At 55.1% G+C, this 20,264-nt stretch carries 33 protein-coding genes; 25 read left to right on the top strand and 8 right to left on the bottom strand.

Annotated features, from left to right (window positions below):
- The first annotated feature begins 196 nt into the window (after positions 1 to 196).
- The 5 genes from J1G35_RS10590 to J1G35_RS10570 all read left to right on the top strand — a co-directional run bounded on the left by J1G35_RS10590 (position 197) and on the right by J1G35_RS10570 (position 3,180).
- The gene (locus J1G35_RS10590) at positions 197 to 628 is read left to right on the top strand and encodes a hypothetical protein (protein ID WP_223014902.1); all 432 of its coding nucleotides are present in this window, start codon (positions 197 to 199) and stop codon (positions 626 to 628) included.
- Between the two features lie 109 nt (positions 629 to 737).
- The gene (locus tag J1G35_RS10585; protein ID WP_223014901.1) at positions 738 to 1,064 is read left to right on the top strand and encodes a DUF2388 domain-containing protein; all 327 of its coding nucleotides are present in this window, start codon (positions 738 to 740) and stop codon (positions 1,062 to 1,064) included.
- 217 nt (positions 1,065 to 1,281) lie between these two features.
- Complete coding sequence (locus J1G35_RS10580; protein WP_223014900.1) at positions 1,282 to 1,692, top strand: VOC family protein; 411 nt, start codon at positions 1,282 to 1,284, stop codon at positions 1,690 to 1,692.
- 171 nt (positions 1,693 to 1,863) lie between these two features.
- A complete protein-coding gene (locus J1G35_RS10575) occupies positions 1,864 to 2,115 on the top strand; it encodes a DUF1654 domain-containing protein (RefSeq protein ID WP_223014899.1) in 252 nt (83 codons plus the stop codon).
- A gap of 681 nt (positions 2,116 to 2,796) precedes the next feature.
- Positions 2,797 to 3,180 (top strand): helix-turn-helix transcriptional regulator, encoded by a 384-nt coding sequence (locus J1G35_RS10570; protein WP_223014898.1) that lies wholly within the window; start codon positions 2,797 to 2,799, stop codon positions 3,178 to 3,180.
- A gap of 7 nt (positions 3,181 to 3,187) precedes the next feature.
- Here the strand turns inward: J1G35_RS10570 and J1G35_RS10565 are convergent, their stop codons facing one another.
- On the bottom strand, positions 3,188 to 3,601 hold the full coding sequence (locus J1G35_RS10565) for a hypothetical protein (RefSeq protein ID WP_223014897.1): 414 nt from the start codon (positions 3,599 to 3,601) through the stop codon (positions 3,188 to 3,190).
- A gap of 206 nt (positions 3,602 to 3,807) precedes the next feature.
- Between J1G35_RS10565 and J1G35_RS10560 the strand changes: the two genes are divergently transcribed.
- The 9 genes from J1G35_RS10560 (at position 3,808) to J1G35_RS10520 (ending at position 8,534) form a co-directional block, all read left to right on the top strand.
- On the top strand, positions 3,808 to 4,074 hold the full coding sequence (locus J1G35_RS10560) for a hypothetical protein (protein ID WP_223014896.1): 267 nt from the start codon (positions 3,808 to 3,810) through the stop codon (positions 4,072 to 4,074).
- Positions 4,052 to 4,282 (top strand): hypothetical protein, encoded by a 231-nt coding sequence (locus J1G35_RS10555; RefSeq protein ID WP_223014895.1) that lies wholly within the window; start codon positions 4,052 to 4,054, stop codon positions 4,280 to 4,282. The genes J1G35_RS10560 and J1G35_RS10555 overlap by 23 nt, the downstream gene beginning before the upstream one ends.
- Complete coding sequence (locus tag J1G35_RS10550; RefSeq protein ID WP_223014894.1) at positions 4,279 to 4,506, top strand: hypothetical protein; 228 nt, start codon at positions 4,279 to 4,281, stop codon at positions 4,504 to 4,506. Before J1G35_RS10555 ends, J1G35_RS10550 begins: the two co-directional genes overlap by 4 nt.
- A 57-nt stretch (positions 4,507 to 4,563) precedes the next feature.
- Positions 4,564 to 5,724 carry a hypothetical protein gene (locus J1G35_RS10545; RefSeq protein WP_262417223.1) on the top strand — a complete coding sequence of 387 codons (1,161 nt, stop codon included), beginning with the start codon at positions 4,564 to 4,566 and terminating at the stop codon, positions 5,722 to 5,724.
- Between the two features lie 53 nt (positions 5,725 to 5,777).
- Positions 5,778 to 6,767 carry a RecT family recombinase gene (locus J1G35_RS10540; protein WP_223014893.1) on the top strand — a complete coding sequence of 330 codons (990 nt, stop codon included), beginning with the start codon at positions 5,778 to 5,780 and terminating at the stop codon, positions 6,765 to 6,767.
- Positions 6,767 to 7,429, top strand: a complete 663-nt coding sequence (locus J1G35_RS10535; RefSeq protein WP_223014892.1) for a lambda exonuclease family protein — start codon at positions 6,767 to 6,769, stop codon at positions 7,427 to 7,429. The genes J1G35_RS10540 and J1G35_RS10535 overlap by 1 nt, the downstream gene beginning before the upstream one ends.
- 2 nt (positions 7,430 to 7,431) lie before the next feature.
- On the top strand, positions 7,432 to 7,674 hold the full coding sequence (locus tag J1G35_RS10530; protein WP_223014891.1) for a hypothetical protein: 243 nt from the start codon (positions 7,432 to 7,434) through the stop codon (positions 7,672 to 7,674).
- The gene (locus tag J1G35_RS10525; RefSeq protein ID WP_223014890.1) at positions 7,671 to 8,141 is read left to right on the top strand and encodes a hypothetical protein; all 471 of its coding nucleotides are present in this window, start codon (positions 7,671 to 7,673) and stop codon (positions 8,139 to 8,141) included. The genes J1G35_RS10530 and J1G35_RS10525 overlap by 4 nt, the downstream gene beginning before the upstream one ends.
- A gap of 69 nt (positions 8,142 to 8,210) precedes the next feature.
- Positions 8,211 to 8,534, top strand: coding sequence for a hypothetical protein (locus J1G35_RS10520; RefSeq protein ID WP_223014889.1), 324 nt, complete (start codon positions 8,211 to 8,213; stop codon positions 8,532 to 8,534).
- Between the two features lie 79 nt (positions 8,535 to 8,613).
- Here J1G35_RS10520 and J1G35_RS10515 read toward each other — a convergent pair whose 3' ends face one another.
- On the bottom strand, positions 8,614 to 8,985 hold the full coding sequence (locus J1G35_RS10515; RefSeq protein ID WP_223014888.1) for a hypothetical protein: 372 nt from the start codon (positions 8,983 to 8,985) through the stop codon (positions 8,614 to 8,616).
- 104 nt (positions 8,986 to 9,089) lie between these two features.
- Between J1G35_RS10515 and J1G35_RS10510 the strand changes: the two genes are divergently transcribed.
- Together J1G35_RS10510 and J1G35_RS10505 are read left to right on the top strand one after the other, a co-directional pair.
- Positions 9,090 to 10,121 carry a hypothetical protein gene (locus J1G35_RS10510; protein ID WP_223014887.1) on the top strand — a complete coding sequence of 344 codons (1,032 nt, stop codon included), beginning with the start codon at positions 9,090 to 9,092 and terminating at the stop codon, positions 10,119 to 10,121.
- A 542-nt stretch (positions 10,122 to 10,663) separates the two neighbouring features.
- Entirely contained in the window at positions 10,664 to 10,840 is a 177-nt protein-coding gene (locus J1G35_RS10505) for a hypothetical protein (protein ID WP_223014886.1), read from the top strand.
- 51 nt (positions 10,841 to 10,891) lie between these two features.
- Here the strand turns inward: J1G35_RS10505 and J1G35_RS10500 are convergent, their stop codons facing one another.
- Complete coding sequence (locus J1G35_RS10500; RefSeq protein ID WP_223014885.1) at positions 10,892 to 11,629, bottom strand: hypothetical protein; 738 nt, start codon at positions 11,627 to 11,629, stop codon at positions 10,892 to 10,894.
- A gap of 138 nt (positions 11,630 to 11,767) precedes the next feature.
- Here J1G35_RS10500 and J1G35_RS10495 point away from each other — a divergent pair, with 138 nt between their 5' ends.
- The 9 genes from J1G35_RS10495 (at position 11,768) to J1G35_RS10455 (ending at position 16,740) form a co-directional block, all read left to right on the top strand.
- Positions 11,768 to 12,043 carry a hypothetical protein gene (locus tag J1G35_RS10495; protein WP_223014884.1) on the top strand — a complete coding sequence of 92 codons (276 nt, stop codon included), beginning with the start codon at positions 11,768 to 11,770 and terminating at the stop codon, positions 12,041 to 12,043.
- A complete protein-coding gene (locus J1G35_RS10490; protein WP_223014883.1) occupies positions 12,040 to 12,351 on the top strand; it encodes a DUF4406 domain-containing protein in 312 nt (103 codons plus the stop codon). Before J1G35_RS10495 ends, J1G35_RS10490 begins: the two co-directional genes overlap by 4 nt.
- The gene (locus tag J1G35_RS10485; RefSeq protein WP_223014974.1) at positions 12,348 to 12,860 is read left to right on the top strand and encodes a hypothetical protein; all 513 of its coding nucleotides are present in this window, start codon (positions 12,348 to 12,350) and stop codon (positions 12,858 to 12,860) included. Before J1G35_RS10490 ends, J1G35_RS10485 begins: the two co-directional genes overlap by 4 nt.
- Before the next feature lie 46 nt (positions 12,861 to 12,906).
- Complete coding sequence (locus J1G35_RS10480; protein ID WP_262417222.1) at positions 12,907 to 13,350, top strand: hypothetical protein; 444 nt, start codon at positions 12,907 to 12,909, stop codon at positions 13,348 to 13,350.
- The gene (locus J1G35_RS10475) at positions 13,347 to 14,093 is read left to right on the top strand and encodes a hypothetical protein (protein ID WP_223014882.1); all 747 of its coding nucleotides are present in this window, start codon (positions 13,347 to 13,349) and stop codon (positions 14,091 to 14,093) included. Before J1G35_RS10480 ends, J1G35_RS10475 begins: the two co-directional genes overlap by 4 nt.
- A 49-nt stretch (positions 14,094 to 14,142) precedes the next feature.
- The gene (locus J1G35_RS10470) at positions 14,143 to 14,613 is read left to right on the top strand and encodes a class I SAM-dependent methyltransferase (RefSeq protein WP_223014881.1); all 471 of its coding nucleotides are present in this window, start codon (positions 14,143 to 14,145) and stop codon (positions 14,611 to 14,613) included.
- 249 nt (positions 14,614 to 14,862) lie between these two features.
- On the top strand, positions 14,863 to 15,405 hold the full coding sequence (locus J1G35_RS10465; RefSeq protein ID WP_262417221.1) for a hypothetical protein: 543 nt from the start codon (positions 14,863 to 14,865) through the stop codon (positions 15,403 to 15,405).
- 84 nt (positions 15,406 to 15,489) lie between these two features.
- Entirely contained in the window at positions 15,490 to 15,705 is a 216-nt protein-coding gene (locus J1G35_RS10460) for a DUF4224 domain-containing protein (RefSeq protein ID WP_223014880.1), read from the top strand.
- Positions 15,706 to 16,740 (top strand): tyrosine-type recombinase/integrase, encoded by a 1,035-nt coding sequence (locus tag J1G35_RS10455; protein ID WP_223014879.1) that lies wholly within the window; start codon positions 15,706 to 15,708, stop codon positions 16,738 to 16,740.
- Positions 16,741 to 17,420: 680 nt separating this feature from the next.
- Here the strand turns inward: J1G35_RS10455 and J1G35_RS10450 are convergent.
- The 5 genes from J1G35_RS10450 to J1G35_RS10430 form a co-directional block, all read right to left on the bottom strand.
- Positions 17,421 to 17,825, bottom strand: coding sequence for a HEAT repeat domain-containing protein (locus J1G35_RS10450; protein WP_223014878.1), 405 nt, complete (start codon positions 17,823 to 17,825; stop codon positions 17,421 to 17,423).
- Positions 17,826 to 18,012: 187 nt separating this feature from the next.
- Entirely contained in the window at positions 18,013 to 18,564 is a 552-nt protein-coding gene (locus J1G35_RS10445; RefSeq protein ID WP_223014877.1) for a hypothetical protein, read from the bottom strand.
- A gap of 275 nt (positions 18,565 to 18,839) precedes the next feature.
- Entirely contained in the window at positions 18,840 to 19,298 is a 459-nt protein-coding gene (locus J1G35_RS10440) for a hypothetical protein (protein ID WP_223014876.1), read from the bottom strand.
- Positions 19,299 to 19,308: 10 nt separating this feature from the next.
- A complete protein-coding gene (locus J1G35_RS10435) occupies positions 19,309 to 19,890 on the bottom strand; it encodes a hypothetical protein (RefSeq protein WP_223014875.1) in 582 nt (193 codons plus the stop codon).
- Positions 19,891 to 19,903: 13 nt separating this feature from the next.
- Positions 19,904 to 20,224, bottom strand: coding sequence for a hypothetical protein (locus J1G35_RS10430; protein ID WP_053129625.1), 321 nt, complete (start codon positions 20,222 to 20,224; stop codon positions 19,904 to 19,906).
- Between the last annotated feature and the right edge of the window lie 40 nt (positions 20,225 to 20,264).

The raw sequence follows: 20,264 nt of genomic DNA, 5'->3' as shown, positions 1-20,264 counted from the left end.
CAGGCTTCTCCGGTCATCCCAATTCCCAGACCGCGCCTAAATCCGCCCTCCGTAGCCGAATCCATAACGGCATATCTTGTTACAACCATTCACCTGCAGGCTCCTCCCGCAAAGAACTTGAAACTTTTGCACTAGTCTTAATGCTAGGCGTGCTTTATCCGTGAGCGCCTGCTGACAACCCATAGAGGTTCACAAAATGAAAATCACACTGCCTGCCCTATTTTTGGGTGCCCTCATTTCGCAAGGAGCACTAGCTGCAGGAGATGGCACAGCTGCTCTTGGGGGCGGCGTTGGTGGTGCACTTGGCAATATCGTAGGTCAGCAACTCGGCGGCTCAACGGGCGCCGCGGTAGGCGCAGGCGTAGGTGGTGCTGCCGGTAGTGCTGTCGGCGCTCAAAGAGGTAACAGAGCGGAAGCCGCGTTAGGTGGCGGTATCGGCTCGGCTGGTGGCTCACTCATTGGTAACCGCCTCGGCGGCACGACTGGCTCGACGATCGGTGCAGGTCTCGGCGGCGCTGCGGGTGGTGCGCTAGGAAACAACCTAGCGGATGATGAGAGCAATCATCGATCTGATGGTAAGAAGCACAAAGGCAACAACAAGCATAAACACAAGAACAAGCATCGTTAGTTTCTGACTTTGTTACATCGAAGCCCGGCTCTACGCCGGGCTTCTTGTTTCTGGCGAGCTTCTACCCTGCTATGGTGGCGCCCTCAGATCGCAATGGAAGCAATCAAGCATGCAGTCATGGAAGACACTGGCGATAGCTCTACTGGCATCTGTCAGCACGCAGGCCGTATCAGGTGATGGCGCCAATCCTATCGCTGCAGCGATATTTCTAACAATCTCTGCGCCAACCATTTTAATTGGGGCGACCACATCCCTCACGACCGAGCCGCCGAAGGTTTTCAAGTCAGCCAAGACCGACGCCCTTGCCTACATAGGTTCGGATGGCGAGATTCGCGGCGCCCAGTTTGAGCAAGCATCCCGACACTACCGATTGAGCTACAGGTCGCCCCTCATGTCCGATATGCAACTCGCCAGGGCAATCGCGACGTCCTACTGAGCGCGACCTTTCACGACCTTTTCACAGTCGAGCGCCTAAGGTTACACCAGCTCCTAGAGAACATACCTTTAAGCCCGCTACTCCCCATCGCAGGCTTTTCTTTGCCTGCGATTTGGAGGGCCGACACTCGCCCTCCCCGACTTACCCGACGACGGCTATACACGCCCACCTTCAAAATGACACGATAACGTCTCGCCTTCGTAAGTAGGAATACAGGATGTTCAGTCACGTAACCGTTGGGACAAACGATCTTGATAAGGCATCTACCTTCTATGACGCGGTGCTGATCCCTCTGGGGCTCTGTCGCAGGCCTGTAACGCCTGATGGAGGACCACCTTCGGCATGCTGGATTAAGCCAGATAGCGTTCTCCCTCGTTTTTATGTGTACAGCCCCTATGACCGTAATGAAGCCGGAGCAGGGAATGGCAGCATGGTGGCTTTCACCGCACCATCTCCTAATGCGGTAGACAGCGCCTATGCAGCTGGGCTTCTTGCGGGCGGATCTGATGAAGGTGAACCTGGCCAACGTCCCCACTACGGTGGCGGTTACTACGGTGCGTACCTACGTGATCCAGATGGCAACAAGGTACATATCGCTCATCGTGGAGATTTGGACTTGGCGGTGTAGCCGCCGCTCACCGTATTCGTTTAAAGCCCGCCCAGCGCGCGCTTTTTCATGCCTACCGGAATGCACTCACCATAAAACATGCATTTATGCATGAAACTTCCTATCGCCCTCTTGCCAAGATATGTCAGCGTCAATACTGTGTATACATACAGTATTCGCAAGGAGCGACGCATGATCCAAGCACCCTACCCCACACCGAAACCGAGAAATTCCTACGAGCTTGTGGGCCACCGCCTGCAACGCTTGATCGCATCCCCCCGGGTACAGCGGGTTCAGTTGGTCGAAGTTTCCAGGCGCGACGACGAAAGCCCTGAAGCTTGGCACCAGGTTATCCAAGACATCGGCGACACCGCCGGCATAAAAATCGAGCATTTGGATGGCGGTGCCGTCCGGATCGGCTGGCGCGAATACTGCGACGCATAAAGGAGCCCGCCAATGAGCGGGCTTTTTATCGACCGCAAATTTCAGCATTCTGAATTTATCTATTCAGCATGCTTGACACATTAATTTCAGCTTGCTTAAATTCATTTCAAGCCAGCAGCGACCACCGCCGGCCAGCAGCGAGAGCTGCGCCGCTCTTTAACAGTCAGCGCAATACAGAAATACCAACAGACCGCATTGCCTCTACCGGCGACCGGCGATCAGACGGGTCAGATAGCCCGCTCACGACAGGAGAAACCTGTACGGCTGATCGAGAGCGAAACGCTCGAGCCGTGCGAATGACCTGGCAAGCAATGCGCCCCGCGAATCCCAGCGGTAGAAGGGAGATTCAACTGAACAGAATTAGCGCTCTGAGCTTCGGCTATGAGGAGCGCCGGACCTCATGTGGTGTGCCGAACAAACTACCCAGGCACAGGGCTGTACGCCGCATGTTGTAAATACCCAATGACCACGCCGGTAACGCTGCTGATCCAGCCGGAGTGACCAGGGAAGCCCGCCGCCGCACACGACTACCGAAACCTGCAATTAGCAGCGGGGAATAGGCACCAGCAACACGCACCGCTGACGCAACAACCCCGTCCTGTCGCCAGTAGCGAGGTCGGGGGTTTCACCGATAGTCCTTGGCAACAGGGCCTAACGGGAAGCCAACCGAGGGTCACCACGATGGAAGCAACAATCATCAACGGTTCATGGAAAGGCCACCTCGGACGTGGCCTTGCGCCGCGAGAGCTTCAGTTCCTGCTTTGGATTGCCCAGGGCTTCACCTCGAAAGAGATCGCCCGGGAAGCAGGCATTGAGGCAGGCACCGTCAAGAAGCGCTTGACCAATGCGATGTTCAAGCTGGGCGTGACGAAGCGCACTGCCTTGGTGGCTGAGGCCATGAAGCGCCAGATCATCACGCCGGTGTGCTTTGTGCTGGCGGCGCTGATCGCCATGCATTCAATGATCAGTGACGACTCACTGCGTCGTGATCGCCGGGCGCCAGAAAGGCGGATTGCTCAGGTGCGGATGGTACGCCGGGCGGAGTGCGCTGAATTGACTGTGTAAGCAGGTACTACCGATTTTTCCGAGAGCGGATTAGCTGCTGGCATGTATCAGCCACCTGCGGGTGAGATACAGCCACGCCAGACAGTACGCGGTACATTTCCTGCTCGTCCGGAAACGGGTACACCTCGAGGTTGAGAGCGATCTGAATCTTGCGTAGATCTGTGCCTTCGACGAGCCAGCGCTCAGCGGTGCGAGTCATCGCTGACCCGTTGTCATCCGTCTGCCAGGCAAGAAAGTCGAAGAGCCGGGCCACCTGCATGAAAGCGATCGAATCGGGAATATCGGCAAATAGCCGGTCAGCCAGATTTTCCTCCCCAAACTCAATCACGACTGCATGAACAGCACTAAAAGCCTCAGTGTATTCAGGCTCGTGGCTCTCTGCTGCGATCACCCTTAATGCCCTTTCAACGACCTGATGCATAGCGACCCCTTGCTCCGAGAAGGAGTGTCGATGCTACCAGCCTTCAGTGCGACCGGCTAAACGGCGAGAGCCACGGCAGCCGGAAAGAACCGACACATACCCCTGCACACCTCTATTACGTCAGCACTCCTCCCCCGCGCCAATCGGCAACCAGCGGGAGGCATGAGTGTTGACGAATACAGGTGAACCAACGAATGGAGTTGACCATGATCCAAAGTCAGCACGCTTACTGCGATGTAGCGCTCGCAATGAATCAGCGCCGCAATATGGCCTTGGCGCTTTGCCTCGGCCTGGTCGGCTCCAGTGCACCCAAGACCTCGCCGCTTTATCGCGTTATCCCGGCAGGCAATGAGTTCTTCCATGTTGTAGATTCCGCCACCGGCAAGGTGAAGGGGTTTCGCCGAAACCATAACGAGGCCTGTGCTCTCGCCCGGAGCCTGGAGACTCGCCATGCCAACCAGCTACGCGGATAGCGCCCAGGCCAGGGAATCCGACAGGCGCTGGGACTTGCCCAACTTTGGCAAGAAGCAGCACGTCGACCTGTTCCACGAGTACACGGCTGACGACCTCGCTGAGCGCGAGGCTCGGCGCATCAAAGAGCGCGCCAGCCTCAAGCTGCGCATAGGTGCCGCCATGGCTCAGATGGATCTTATCTGCCCGCCAGTAGGAGGTACCGAATGAACGTCGCACAGCGAGATCATCAGAACGCTGTTAGCTGGATTGAGGGCGAGATCGAAAACATGATCCGCGACCTGGGTAAGCCTAATGCCAGCTCAGCTGCTACATCGTGCGTCACCCTGGCCTTCATGCTGCGGGTTATCGACGACAGCGAACATCGCTACTTCCGGGCGCGCATCGACAAGATTTACGCCAACTACAACTCCTCTATCGTTTCTGCCGCCTGACGGCACCACACAACCCCACCACTTTCAATGCTGCGCCAGGCGCGGCGAGGGATCGTCATGTCCACCAATCCTAAAAAAGCACCCGCACAAGAATCGCTCGAAATGAGCGAAACGGAAGAATCCAAGAAGTCCATTGCCCCTGCTGTCGCCGTCACCGACATCGCTGAATACCGGCCGCACGAAGAACAAATCGTTCGCCTGGAAACAACCTACGCGAAGCTGGTCGTTGACTGCTCGACGAGCGAAGGCTTGGCGAGCGCAAAGGAAGTTCGCGTCGATATCCGCGACGTGCGTTATGCCCTAGCCAACACCACCAAAACGGCACTGGTGCCCTACCAGCAGGCGGTTAAAGACGCCCAGGCTCGCGTCAACCAGGTAAAGGAGTTCGGTGAAACGCTCAAGAGTCGTGTGCTGGCGATTGAAGAGCCTGTCGATGAAGCGATCAAGGCCGAAGAAAAGCGCATTGCTGATGCCAAGGCAGAGCGCGAGCGTGTCGAGGCTGAGCGTGTCGAAGCCATCCGGGCGAAGATTACCCGCTTCAGCTCTGTCGCTGCCGCATACGCAAGCCGCAGCGCTGCCGATGTCGCAACGGTTCTGCAAAGTGTCAAGGAATCGGTGATCCTGCCAGAAGAATATGCCGAATTCGAAGCCGAAGGCACCATCGCTCGCGACAACGCTATCGAGCAACTGGAAACGTTGCACAAGTCTGCGGTGGACCGAGAAGAGGCATCTGCCAAATTACTGGCCCAGCAGAAAGAGCTCGACGAGTTGCGCGAGAAGCAACGCATCGCCGACGCTGAGGCCGAAGATTTGCGCAAGCAGCGCGCCGAGGAAGATCGTCAGCGCTTAAAGAAGCAGCAGGACGAGCTGGACAAGCAGCGCCGCGACATGGAAGAACAGCAACGACAACAGCGTGAGCAGCATGAAGAGCAGCAGCGCCAGCAGCGCGAGCGCGACGCCCAGTATCATCGAGATCAGGAAGAGCTGGCCCGTCTGCGCGCCCAAGCTGCCGCGCCGGCCCCGGTCATAGCTACGGCTCCTGCCTCAATCGAAGCGAAGGCCGAGGTCGCATCAGTCAGCTCACAGGCGACCCTCGTTGAGCAGGACGATTTGACTACCTCCGCACCGGCAGTTGACGACATTGTCGAGGTTGTAGCGCTGGGCTTTGACGTCGACCTCGAAACTGCTCGCGCCTGGCTTCGTGCCATCCGCTTCTAACCACCCTTTCCATCTCACAGCCAGCAAATCTCATGCTGGCTACGGAGGGCGCTATGACCGATACAGATCCCCAAGCACAGACAGGCCTCGCTACGTACAACGATCCGTCGCACAACGCGGCAGCGCTCATCCTTGACCCAGGAACCATGCGGTCGATGAGTGACCTTGCAATGATGATGTCTAAGGGAGTGACCACCGTCCCGAAACATCTCAAGGGTAACCAGGCAGACTGCATGGCGGTGGTGCTTCAAGCGATGCAGTGGCAGATGAATCCGTTCGCCGTGGCGCAGAAGACCTTCATCGTCAACGGTGGCGCGTTGAGCTATGAGGCGCAGCTCGTTAACGCAGTGATCATCGCCAAGGCGCCAGTCAAGAGTCGCCTTAACTTCGAATGGTTTGGCCCCTGGGAAAACGTCATCGGGAAGATGCGTGAAGTCACCAGCAAGTCCAAAAAGGACGAGGACACCGGAGAGTTTAAAAAATACCGCGTCCCGGCCTGGAGCTTTGACGACGAAAAAGGGATCGGCGTTAAGGTTTGGGCGACCTTCCGGGGTGAAGACGAACCACGCACCCTTGAGCTTTTGCTGACCCAGGTCCGTACTCGCAACTCTACGCTTTGGGCGGAAGACCCAAAACAGCAAATCGCCTACCTGGTTACCAAGAAATGGGCGCGCCTCTTCTGCCCTGACGTAATCCTTGGCGTTTACACCCCCGACGAATTTGAAGATTCGTATGGTGGCGAGATCGACATCACTCCCGCCCAACAGGCCGCAAACACCGCAGCAGCGGCCGGTGTGTCATTTGGCCCGAAATCCCCCTCGCCAGAAATTGACGGAGTATTCGCGGATCTGCTGTCCGTTGCGAAGCGCCAGGACATCGACGCCTACGCAGCAGCCTGGGCAGGCCTCAAGCCGAAGCAGCGCGCAGCAATCGGCCTGGAGTGCCATGAAGCACTCAAGAGCATGGCGGCAACCGTCGACGCTGACTTCACAGACATGACCAGCACCAACAGCGGCCAGCCCCACACAGAGGAGGCTGCGTAGTGAGAACTGAGCTTCAGGGCACAGAGAAGTGGCATGCAGATCGATCTGGCCGCGTGACCGCCAGCCGCTTCAAAGATGTGATGGCCTGGGGGAAACCTGACAAAAATGGCAAGCGCGAGCCAATGGGTGCCCGCACGTCGTACATGCGGGAGTTGTGCTTTGAGCGCCTTGCCAAGAAGTCCAAGCACAACGTCAGTAGCGCGTCGATGAAGTGGGGTCACACCGAGGAGCAAAAGGCCCAAGACGCCTACGAAATGCTGACCGGCAACATCGTCCTCCCCTCCGAATTCATCGTTCACCCCAAGTACGACTGGCTCGGCTGCTCGCCGGACGGCCTGATAAATGATGACGGGGGCACCGAATCGAAGTGCCCATTCAACGAAGCAATACATATCAGGACTTGGCTGGAAGGAATGCCCGAAGAACACATGCCGCAAGTCCAGGGCTGCATGTTCGTTACCGGCCGCAAATGGTGGGACTTTATTTCGTTCGACTCGCGTCAGGATGAGGACTGTCAGCTCTACATCGAGACGATTTACCGCGACGAAGCCTACATCGCCAACCTGCACAGAGAACTGGTCCAGTTCAACCTGGAGCTGAATCGCATGGTTGATGAGGTAGCGGACAAAGCTCGGGCGCAAGCCCATCGTTTAGGAGCCTGATCATGATCAGCAACCACCTCAACCTTGTTGAGCAGCAGCGTCAGCACGCCGACTCAATATCGGAGCGCACGGCGCAGTTCCTGGCGGCCGGCGGAACGATCTACCTGGGCGAAAGTCCGGCGATCAACCCGCCACCGCCGAAACGCTCCACCAAGATCGATCCCGAAACCATCCTCAAGCGCCGCAAGCCGCCCATCACAGCGGCAGAGCGTAAGGCGCTGCGCAAACTCGCGGAGGCATTATGAGCAAACGCAAGCCGTGCAATCGGCGCGTTCAGATCGAACGCAGCATGCGGGCCCTGATCAACACCAACCATGCTGCCGTCATCAACATCGATCCAAGCGGCCTGCAGGTGATGATCAACTGGAAGAACGGAAAGCAGATTATTTCGAGAACGGTTTCCGACGCGCTCTGCGATGTTGCACACCGCTGGACGATATACATCGCCAGCATCTGTGTTCGCCAAGATGGAGCCCAGTACATAAAATCGATCGACATCAGACCAGACGGCGTGCACCTGGTGGAAAGGCTTTCGGATGTCCTTGAGCACTTCTATGAAGAGGTGAAGGCCGACTGTAACCCGAATCACCGAGTAGGTATGGGCTGGCTGGCCGTGCCTGGCGAAAAGACGGTAACCGAGGCGCAACTGTCTTCCTTGCTGGCTTCGGTCGGCGCCTGGCGACAGGTGAAGGTCGATTCATGCGCCGCATAGCCCGCACCCAGCAACGCAAACGTCAAACCTGGCTCGCACTACCGGCCAGCGGAATAGAAGAGGTAGGCCATGGCGAAAACACTGCAGGAACGCTCGGCCAAAACCGCCAGGAAGCGCGTGGCGAATGCCGAAGAGGAATTGAGGCTCAGGGTTCGGCCGGGCACCCGCAAAGCCCTGGCCGACCTGATGGAGTGGTCATGCATTACTGAACAGGGCGAGGCGATGACGCTGATGATACATCACCTGCATGCGATGGGCTCGAAAGCCACATTTCTGCTTGAACCCCCGCGCCACGAATTCCAGATATCCGAAAACGTGGCGCGGGAATTCCGCAACAAGAGCCTTCTCGCCATTCAGAAAGACCCAGGCGACGAAATCATAGGCCCGGAATAACCCACCCTACTTGCTGAAACTTCTTATCGGAGTGCAGTACAGTTTCAATGGGCTGTTGCCAAACCTCAGTTCCGCCCAGTCAACCTTTCTTCTTTTCTTCAGTAACCGATATCCCGCATGCCGCCGCCGCCAAGCGGCTCAAGGAGCGAGCGGATCCGGAAAGCGCCCCAGACAAAGAATCTCCGTACTCCCGAAGGCCCGTAGTTGCAAGCATCTCCAACAAGTCTGCAAATTCAGATAGCTCAATTTCGGTGACGTAATCGTATTCGCCACTGGCGCTGGGATGTTTGCATTTCCGGTGAAGTATGGTGAGAACAGGTGCAGGGCCTGTCATGGATGTACCTGGGGAGGGTATGGCAGGACCCAGGCCAAATATCTGCGCTTTTGATTTCCGCGCCTTGAGTCTGGTCCAGCCCTCTTTACGGTTGGCGCCTTGTCTATGAATTTCCATCTATCCCCCTAATTCGGCCCTATGCCGAACGCCGTAATACCCCAACCCAAACCAAATTGCCACCACCGGCCACCGGAGGGGGGCTCCTGACTGGAGATAATCCAATGCAAATTCAACGCGAAGGTTGCGTGTCGTTCGGCGAGGCGCGCTTGGCCGTGTGGGAGGAAGGTATTCCCCGCGAGTGGGACGCCAAGGTGATCTGGGAACGCAAGTTCAAGCGCGAAGTTTTCAAGCGGATCATTCAAACGCTCAATCGGATCGGATGGACCGTCGGCGAGCAGACCCATATCTTCACTGGCAACAATTCACGTCATTGCGTGAAAGGCGATCTACAAGCAGACCTAAAAATCAGTGGGCGCAGCATTGAACTGGAGTTCTTCCAGGCTGTGAACACCCCGGATCGCGCAGACCACGGCGGTCGGTACCAAAGCGACAAAGAAAAGCACATGCCTTACCTGGCTCGCCTGGAAATGCAGCGTACCCGCATGCGCATTCGTGACTACCTGTGCAACGTCTTCACTGGCTACACATTCAAGGCGTCAGATCGAAAGTGCGGTTTAGGCGGTTTGACCAACATCGAGTGGATAAATGCCGACTATGTAAGTAAGCGCCGCTTCGGTCCGCCGACCATTCCCGCCGCCGATTACAACTCGGGATCAGGCGACAAGAAAACCATTGAGCATGGCGCGAAGGTTTGGACCACTGACCGAAAAGGCCGCTGGTACCAGGGCACTGCGTTCGTGAACATCAACAACATGTGGTGGGTGGCTTACGGAAAATACGGCTACACCAACAAGGCGTGCTTTGAACTCTTTGTTGATCGGCCGGCAGACATCAGGACCAAGAAAAACGAGCGAGCCCGCCGACAACGCTTGGAAGACATGATCGCCAGAGCAGTGGCCGGGATGAACTATCAGCGGGCCGAGGTTTTGCGCAAGGTGCTTTTCCCTGAGCCTGAGCCATTGTTCATGATCCTCAATGTGAAGGACGGGGTCTATTTCCGGCCCAACTACAGCGGATACACCAGTGACACGATCAGGGCTGGCAAGTACACCCGCGCGGAACTGAAGCGTTATCTGGGCGACGCCGATGAAAAAGACGACCTGAAGGCCATCCCGATTTCTCAAGAAGCCTGACCCGGCGCCCCGCCGGTCACCCGTAACACCCCATATCAACGAATCACGCCAGCCGGCAGCGCCCTATCGCCTTCCGTTCGTATCGGGAATAAAGCTTCCCAAGAAAAAGATAGTCGCAGGCCCTATGAGCCAAGCGGCGGTCGTTCCTGGACTTAAAAATGGCACGGCAATAGCAATTGCAAACAGGCCTATTCCAGTCCATCGCCGTCTACGCGGCGTGAACCATTCGCGGAACGCTTCAAGCTTTTTACCCGCCATTACCACCTCCTTGTTTGATAAGCAGCAAAGCATATCACCCACTTAAACGAATCACGCCAGCCGGCGAGGCAGGCGCACGCTTGGAGACAACCCATGCAAGCAGTCATCTACGCTGGCCTGCGCAACGGCGAGCGCGATCAGCGAATCCACGACGCCTTGGTCTATAAGCACGTCGTTGAGGTCGCCAAGGAGTTCCAGCTGGCACCGAACACGATCCGAGCGGCGGCAAAGCGCATTCAAAACGCTGTTGCGTTCGATCTCTGTCTGCTAGGGGGGGGCAGCCAATGCCTATTGGCAAAGTCGTCGCGAACTGTTTCCGGAAAGCGGCCCTCGGCGCTTACCGGAACTACCACGGCACCTTCCGCAACCTTGAGCTGCCTTGCTGGGTGATCACCGATGGCACCAACCGCATCGAGGTGATGGAGCTTCGCAAGATCGATACCGGCGAAGTTTCGCTGTAGACACCCCCCTCTTCTGAGCCTCTCATGAATCACGCCACGCCTGATCTCGAGTTAATTGATTGCGTCGCTGATACCGCATGATCCAGGAATATGCTTTTCAACCGTCCATTTATACGATGGACTTATCAGTTTGAATTTGTCCTTTTTCTGACATAGGCGAAGAAGGTATTTTCCATTTACCGAACCAACCAGAACTCCCCCTACTGCTTGTTCCTCAACTGCAGCGTAGGGGAAAGCACCTTTTTCATAAGCAGTCGCAAACGTCTTAGTGCTATTCACCAAGTAAGATGAAAAGCACGATGCGAAAACAAATAAAAGCAAACCCGCTGCGATATACTCGTAGGAACCTTTTTCATAAGAGTATCTAGCGACATTAGCAATAAAAACGCCAATAACAAGGTATGAGGCGCCGTAGACCATCAGCTCACTTATATATACATCTAGCACATAACCTAGAAACCGAATGCCAATGCCAATACTTATTGCGATACCCAGCACTATAAGTCCGACGATACGTCGCCCGTGATTGTCTATTTCTAGAGAAGTTCTGTAACCAAAAAACAGTGGAACAGCCGTTAGCGCACAGAAGAAAACATCAACCACTCCGTTGGCAACAACATCCTGAACCGAATGAAACGGAAGCACCCAACTACAGTTGAAAGCTGAATATAGGAAATAGAATTTAAAATAGCCTGCTATATACGCTGCCATGCCAAGCACACCAACTGCCCCAACAATCTTTCCACCCCAATCAATAAAGCTTATTTCTTGCTTCTTCATTTTGCGCATGGTCTTCCCACCGTTGTATGTGCAGGTGTCCGGTATTCCTCGGAAATTATGACCTACATCTACTCAAACATCAGTAACCAGCCCTTACAGCTAACCACCTCCCTCCACCGCCCGGGCATGGCCCGGCAAGGACTCCCCATGCCTACAGAAAACAAACCGGCAGATCCTTTCGGGCCGCACGGCCGTACCTTTCACATTCACCTGAGCGTGCGCGGCGCAATCCGCGACTTCAGCAAGCGCCAGCTCAAGGGCATGTTCCGCGTGGATGGACGTGAGTGCACCGCCGACGAGGCGAAGGATCATCTGCTCGAAGCTCTGGCCCAGGGCAAAGAGGTACTTCCTTTCGGGCCGCCGTGTGAGGGGTTCGACTTTGCCGGCGGCGGCTGCCCAGGGCATGACAAGGAGGTCGCATGAAGCGCATCTACCTGAGCGGCCCCATGACAGGCGTGCCCGACCTCAACTTCCCGGCCTTTGCCGAAATGACCGCCAGCCTGCGCGAAGGCGGCCACACCGTCACCAACCCCGCCGAACTAAATCCGGACGGCGGCTCCTGGAACGACTGCATGCGCCGCGACATTGCCGCCCTGATGGAGTGTGACACCGTGGCCACCCTGCCGGGCTGGGAGCATTCAAAGGGTGCCCGCCTGGAAGTCCTGATCGCCGAACGCCTCGGCATGACGGTTGTGAATGCCCATGATCTGGTAACGAGGGAGGCTGTATGACGACCAACCAAACGATTGACGGCATGCCGCGCAAGTATGTGATGCACCTTACTGATGAGGCGCATTCGGTGCTGCTTGGTATGGTCGAGCACTGCCTGAAAGTCCGCGCCTGCATGGGCATGGATGAAGGCTACAGCGATTATGAAAATGAGATGGAAGAGCACGATTTTGTTAAAGAGCTGCGTGCCCTGCTGGGTGCCAAACCCGATGGTACCCTCACTGATGAGGGGACCATACCAGCCGCCCAGCCCCAGGGCGAGCCGGTGTACATGAAGCCCCAATACCTATCAGTTCCAGGGCTGTGGATTGTTTGCAAGGCCGGGGAGATTGGCGCGAAGCCCTTCTACGCCGAGCAGCCCGCGCCGGTAGCGGTGGTGCTGCCTGAGCGCCTGGATATTCCGCACCGTGAAGAATTCGAAAGCGCTGACCAGTATTGCGCCGCAATCGGCGAGGCCAAGAAGTGGAACGCCTGCCTCGACGAGCTGAAACGCCTCAACCCCTCTCTGTAACCCCTCCCCCTTCAAAGTCAGCCGCTATAGCGGCAAGGACGAAGTCATGCCTGAAGAAAAGATTACGTTCGTCAACAGCGAGCCAGCCAAATGCGGCTGCAAGATGGAATTCAGCTCTGGCGGCGGGCACTACTCCGACGTTGTTTACGTTACTCCCTGCGAGGCGCACAGCGGCAGCAAGCCGTTCGGGCCGGTCGAGGTGAAGCGCGAAGGGAATGGATGGTGGTGGCATCAAGGCATACCTGACTTCGGCGGCACCGAAGATCCCGCGCCATACCATGCGTGGCTCGCAGAAGAAGGCCTGCAATTGCGAGAGTGGAGCATGGAGCGTGATCTCGATGATCACCCCTACTTCGATGGAACAGTGGGCTGTGAGGGCTGTATAGGCTGGGATCCGCAGTCGCCAGGCCCTGAGTGGTTCCTGCTGGGGATTTTCGATACTGAAGAAGGACCGCACGTGCATTGGGCGCGCCGGGAGGTGGCACCGTGAGCCAGATCAAAGAACGCCCCATCCTGTTCTCGGCGCCGATGGTGCGCGCCATCCTGGAAGTCCGGAAGACGGTCACGCGTCGGGCAGTGAAAGGTTTCCAAATCCCTACCGAGGACACCTCCATTCCGATTGGCGATCGTCAGCGCTGGAGCGCAATAGGCCAGCGAGACCCGCGCTATGGTTTCTGCGTATTTGGATCGACCGAAGCAGAGTGCGCAAAGGAACTGGAAGTGTACGCACCTTGTCCCTACGGCAAGCCCGGCGACCGGCTGTGGGTGCGCGAGACCTTCACCATCGAATCGAGCCGCTGGGCGGACGACCCGTACTCGCCGCCACACAAGGATGGTAGGCCTACCCAGCGCTACGAGGACGATAAATGGGATCAACCGCACTACAAGGCAACCGACGCTGAGCCGGAGCTTTGGTACGACGACCGTGATAGCCCCGGCTGCCGATGGAAGCCATCTATCCACATGCCGCGCTGGGCCAGCCGCATCCTGCTGGAGATCACCGACGTGCGCGTCGAGCGGTTGCAGGACATCACCGAGGAGCAAGCCAAGGCCGAGGGCGTGCGGCTCTACACCGATCATGCCGAACTGGGTGATTGGTGGCACGTCGAGGGGATCGAGACCTACAGCGCTGATCCTCGAAAATCGTTTGAGCTGCTCTGGTCATCAGTAGGCGGTGACTGGCAAGCCAACCCGTGGGTCTGGGTGGTCGAGTTCAAACGGGTGACGCCATGATCGCCACCCTCTGGTTCGCCTACGTCTTCATCTACAAGGGGCCCAGGCCATGAATGCGCAAATCCTCGACCCTTGTAGCGCCAGCCGCATGATGTGGTTCGACAAGGGTGACCAACGCGCCCTGTTCGGGGACATCCGCGATGAAGAGCATGTGCTGTGTGATGGCCGGGTGCTGAAGGTTGAGCCGGACGTCATCATGGATTTCCGGCACCTGCCCTTCCCTGACGCCAGCTTTAACATGGTGGTGTTCGATCCTCCGCACCTGGTGCGCGCCGGCCGTGAAAGCTGGCTGCGGCTCAAGTACGGAATCCTGACAGACGACTGGCGCGATGATCTGCGCCAAGGCTTTGCAGAGTGCTTCCGGGTGCTGCGACCAGGCCAGTTCCTGATCTTCAAATGGAATGAAACCCAGATCCGAGTCAGCGAGATTCTCGCCCTCACCGACGAGCAGCCGCTGTTTGGCCACAAGTCCGGTAAGCGCGAAAAAACGCACTGGATCACGTTCATGAAGCACCCCTAACCCCAATCCCCCTACATGCCTGCCAGTGAGCATCAAGGCTGTTTCTTGCCCTTCGCCCATCCACACACCATCAGTACCAAACCGGTTATCCAGAGGGCCGGCGCAGTTATCGCGAGACCGCAGACTGCCAATGGGAGCCCAGTCAAAAACAGCGGGTTTCTAAACGCCTTATCCATTTCGCGTCACCTTTAAGAATTCATCTCATTAAATCACAAGTGCCTGCCGGTAAGCGGCGGGCGAGGTATTCCTATGTCCGAAGAAAAGAATGCATTCCGCGAAGCCGCTATCGAAGCGATCTCGGATATGGCGCAACACCTGCCGCTTGACTGCGAACTGCTGGTGGTTGCCTACCGCCCTGGCAAGAAAGACTTTGACCTGGTGCTGCCTTCGCCCGAGTCGAACCTGAACAACGCCTTGGATGCGCTGCGCCGAAACGGCCTGAGTATCGACGGCGACAACACCTACAAGCGTGACCTGTTGGACTGCGTTGTCGGAGCACTGGCTTTGGGAGCCCAAAACACCAACCCGCCGCCGGCGGATCATTGGGCGCAGCAGTTCTGGCAGATCGGCCGGGAGGAACGCGCCAGCAGCGAGCAACTGTTGAAAGCACTGACGGCGCTCACCCAAGTAGCGGGCGAATGCGAGCAGATCGCCAGTAACTACAGCGGAACCATCGACGGAATCTTCGAGCACGGCGGCGACGACCACGAAGACCCGAGCTGCGCGATCTTCCACCGCCTGTACTACGCCATGTTCGACGCGCGGGCCGCAATCAATAAAGCCACCACCTAACCCACCTTCTGCCGCCCAGCGCTGCAAGGACACCCCCATGAACAACGACAAGGCACTGCGCACTACGGGCAGTGGGAGGTAGGAATGGACGGAATTCAGTTCCTGTCGCACGAAGATGTTTGCGAGCTTACCGGCGCAAGAACAAAGGCTGGCCAGATAATGGTCCTCTCCCGAAATGGCATCCGCCACACCATCAAACGCAACGGTTGGCCATGCGTAATATCTGCGTCACTGCTGGCCGGCCCTAAAGATCGAAGGGCCGAAAAGGCCGAATGGCAACCACGGATGGGAATTCAGTAAATGGCAAGACGCCCCACTAACCCCGGCAGCATCCCCCGGCTGAGAAAGCGACTGCGCTCCGGGGGAAGGGTTTATTACTACTACGATGCAGGCGACAAACCCAGAAAGGAAATCGCGCTGGGTTCCGACTACGGCGCGGCTATAGTTGAATACGCCCGGCTGGAAAAGAGCCGCGCAGCGAGTGCCCTCGTCGGCGCCGTACTAACTTTTGAGTACGTCGCAAACAAGTACATGGAAGAGGTTGTGCCTACGAAGTCCTCAACCACACAGAAGGACAATATTAGGGAGTTGAAGCAACTCCTGATCTTTTTCAATGACCCGCCCGGCCCACTTGAGGCGATCGAACCGAAGCACGTTGTCCAGTACCTGCGTTATCGGTCGAAGACGGCAAAGGTTCGTGCCAACCGAGAGAAGGCGCTGCTCAGCGCCATCTGGAATTTCGCCCGTCAGAGCGGCTATACCTCACTTGCCAACCCGTGCGCGGGAATCAAAGGAAACAAGGAAACGGGCCGGGACACCTACGTCGAAGACGAAATGTTTGCGGCGGTGTACCTGCACGCTGATCAGCCACTCAAGGACGCATTAGACCTGTTCTATCTCACTGCGCAGCGCATAGGTGACACCCTGAAGATGGACGAGCGTGACTTGCTGGATAACCAGTTGCTGATCAAGCAAGGGAAGACCAGCGCTAAACGCCGCATTGAGGTTGTAGGAGAGCTGAAGGTTGTTATTGACCGCATTTTGGAAAGGAAAAAGGGGCACAAGATTCGATCAACCAGACTCGTCGTAATGGACAACGGCCAGGCGATGACAGTGAGCATGCTCAGAGGCAGATTTGACGCGGCCAGGATGAAGGCCGGGATTGAAAAGTCTGCGTTTCAGATGCGAGACCTTCGCGCAAAAGCGGCTACAGACAAGGAGGAATCGACAGGCAGTATTCGCGATGCGAGAGATCAGCTGGGGCACACAACTGTCGGTATGACGGAGCAATATATCCGGCGTCGTAAAGGCCTAAAAGTGCTGCCAACAAAGTGAAAACTCGTTCCGCAATAAAATATGAGCCCTTGAAAACAAAGGGCTTCAAGCGAGGCCCGTGCAAACAATTGCGGACCGACAATCGCCCTAACCTACTGTTTTATATATCTTTGTATGTGGACTTAAAATCCCCCGCTCGTAAGGGCGTCCCGGTTCGATTCCGGGTTCGGGCACCAAAGATATCAAGGGCTTGCATGATGAACTTCATGCAGGCCCTTATCTTTTCTGCACCGCAATTCTCCATTCTCCGGCGTCCTGCCGACCGAACACACTCCATCACCCTGATAGCCTTCGCAGGCCGCAACATCGCGGTTTGGATAGCCGAAAACGAAAAAGCCCCGGCAAATGCCGAGGCTTCTGTCATGAAGCTTCTGGCTCCACGACCTGGACACGAACCAGGGACCCAATGATTAACAGTCATTTGCTAGCTGTTAGTCGCAACGGTGCCACGGAAGAACGTGGTGGATATATAGGGTTACGTGCGGAGCGCCGGGGCTGAGAAGATCTTCACCGGCTATCCGGTTCAGTTTGCTACCCGTGATCAACCCGCCTTTTGACGTGAGGCGATTGCCACCCCGTGCTCGATAGAGCACCGGCACGAGGATTTCCCCCTCATTTACCTCAAACTAGTAAATCAACTAAATAAATTTGCCATCCCCTTTATTCCTTCCCCACAATTGCTACTCACTTAACTTCTTAGTTAATGTAGCCATCATTAGCTTTACCGTTCGACTCTCTCCCTCAAAACCCTCATTTAGAGTGAGTATGACCTGCGATCTATCGAAAATATAGCCAGCTAAAAAAATTGATTCAATTGATTCAACTGCGTGAAAGACAACCGATTCCTCTTTAGCCTTTAGAAGCGCTAACAGAATACGCAGGGCCCGTTCATCGTTTGAGTCACCAAGGGACTCCGCGCACCGACCTCGCCACTCTTCAGATTTCACCGAAATCGCAGACTCAAGTTCTCCCCAACTCAAACTATCAAACTGAGAGATTTTGGAAGCTGCGATATCGATACCTACATCCGACCAATAATCTTCTGAGCCTATCGAATCCAGCAAAAAATCATACTCTTTAAACACATATCACCTATCAAAATTTTGTTGGATCCATGCAGCCTCTGCCACAAAGCAGAAAAAATGGGTGGACTAGACCAACACTCTCATTTTTTAAAGAGCAATTCTGTTGGCTTTTATGAAAAAATTGGTCTGATCCCGATTTCTCACCCGGATTTCTCCACGGGTCGGTAGCTTGTCTTTTACTGGATGGCTATTTACTTTTATGAGCTATCATAAGTGCTCGATCAATCATATCGGAAGTAACGTAAGGCACAAATCCCGGCCTATCACCCATCTCAAAACTCTTCTTATACTCATCTAAACGCCCAGTATCACCAGCCATTGCTAGTGCAGCCAAATGTCGAATTGGCATTGCACCTTTAACATCTGTTGGCAGCGCTCTATAAACTCTCAACCCCTCGTCAATACTTTGAGAGCGAGCCCAAGAGATAGCCTTATCAGACAACCTAATAATATCATCACCAGAAAAACTCGAAAATTTCTCCGGAGCTTCATTACTAACTATAATTGGAGCATTGCTACTGCCGTCACCAAGTACAAAAGAAACAGCCTCAGAAAATTCTTTGGACGAAATGGAAGGCATAAGCAAAACTCGAAAATGGTCCGAGCGCTTACCTACAGATGGGATAACCTGAAGTTGAGCCTCTCCGATATCGATGAGGCAAAAATAATCACCAACTTCATCCTTGCTACAAACCCAGCCCTGCTCCTTCAAGATTGAAACAATATCTTTTTCTTTCATTATTTGGCACGAGGAAAATTCATAATCTCAATGGGAATTCCGTTAGGATACCCTTGCTTCTTTAACGGTGCACCCGACTTCAGCCCAAAGCTTTCAGCCACTTCCCCCCCTAAGATTTGAATGCCCATCTTTTATTTGAGGGAAAATCTCGGACTGACGAACACTTAGTTCCGCACTCCCTGTCTTAACCTCAACATTGCTAATGCAGTTAGGGTGCAAAAACAACGGCGCAACTCCTGTGTAGACAGTGTCAGATCAAGTGAAACTTCTACAACTCACCAAACCTCATGGGTCTCGGCTCTGTAATTTTTTTCAATACGCTCAACAAGCAATGGCGCACTGATAATTCCTCTTGTGGAATGCTTCAACTCTTCCGAGCTAATCTTTCTCTCCAGCCGAAGTGCTTCGCTTCCATTCCACAGCCAAATAGAGCCTCCCGTCCCGCCATTCCTGGAGCGGAACGTAGGAAACATTTGTAACCTTTCCGGAACAGGAACATTTGCCACAACGGATAGAAGCCCTTGATTTACCGCACTTTGAACAACAAAGAATGCGGAAAATTGTGGCTCACCATCAACAACAACTGAAAAATCTTTTGGGTGTTCATTATGAAATCGGGGAAAAATACGAATTAAAAAACCAAATTCCGGATGCTTATGAGTAACTTGCGCATATGCGACACCCTGCGAGGTTAACACCTGCAAAATGTCGCCCAGCTTTTTCTTCTTAGCCATTTAAAACCCTTCATATCCAGCTTTTTTCAGCAGCTCGGACTTTCCCAAGATCGGTCGCCACAGGCAACGTTGCTTTTGCACCCAAAGCGTCGAGCTCCGACGGGGTCAAACCCCCAGGACCGTTCTCAGCCTTATCCTCCTCGGCTTTCTCCTTCTCGCCCTTGCAAGCCTTGTCTCCACGAGGGTGATCATTCACCGAACCGCCACCTACAGAGATGTGGTTGTCTCTCTTCGCTCGCCCAGGCAGGCCTCCAGTCAAAATACTAGTGATCAGCCTCCCACCGCCGATGAGAGAATCATCGTCTTTGTCGGCCGGATTCAGCTCAACCGTCCCCTCTTTAGTGCTCAGCATAAACTGCGCCAGCTCTGTGGCGGCTTTGGTTTGAAGAGACTCCATCATCTCAGAAAATTTCTGGCCTCCCGTCGTATTACTGACGACACCACCTACTAGTAGAGTCAAAACCCCCTTCGGCCCTTGGGAAAGCGCAAGAACATATCCAACCGCTTCGGCTTTTTCAGGACTAGCCTTGATATATTCATTCAGGTTAGGGAGAAATAGGTGTAACCCTATTTCAGGACTAAACAAGCTCAAACGGGTGCTTTGATCAGGCCAGTTTGGCGCCGCCAACAAACCCGAGGAAAACTAAAATCACATCGGCGGTGAAGAGCGCCTTGTAATTAGGAAGGTTCTTGACTTCATCCAAGGCCAGCTCAGCAATATCTGGACTAAACGTCGCGTGGAAGCCATTCGGTACAATGGCTAAGAAGGACAAGACGCCAAATAGCACCCAAAGGGATGCTGATTCAAAAGAGTACTCATTTTTACGCAATCTCAGGACGGCAAAGCTGATCAGGACAGCGACGAAAACCAGCCAAATATGATCAATAGCGCCACTCACCACGGCGACAATAAAGTTAAGTTCCAAGACTGCGGGCTCCTGCCATTATCAATGAAGTCACAATGAC

Origin of the sequence: Pseudomonas sp. SH10-3B, assembly GCF_019891415.1 — a bacterium.
Taxonomy (GTDB): Bacteria; Pseudomonadota; Gammaproteobacteria; order Pseudomonadales; family Pseudomonadaceae; genus Aquipseudomonas.
This window is presented reverse-complemented; position numbering and strand designations above follow the sequence as displayed.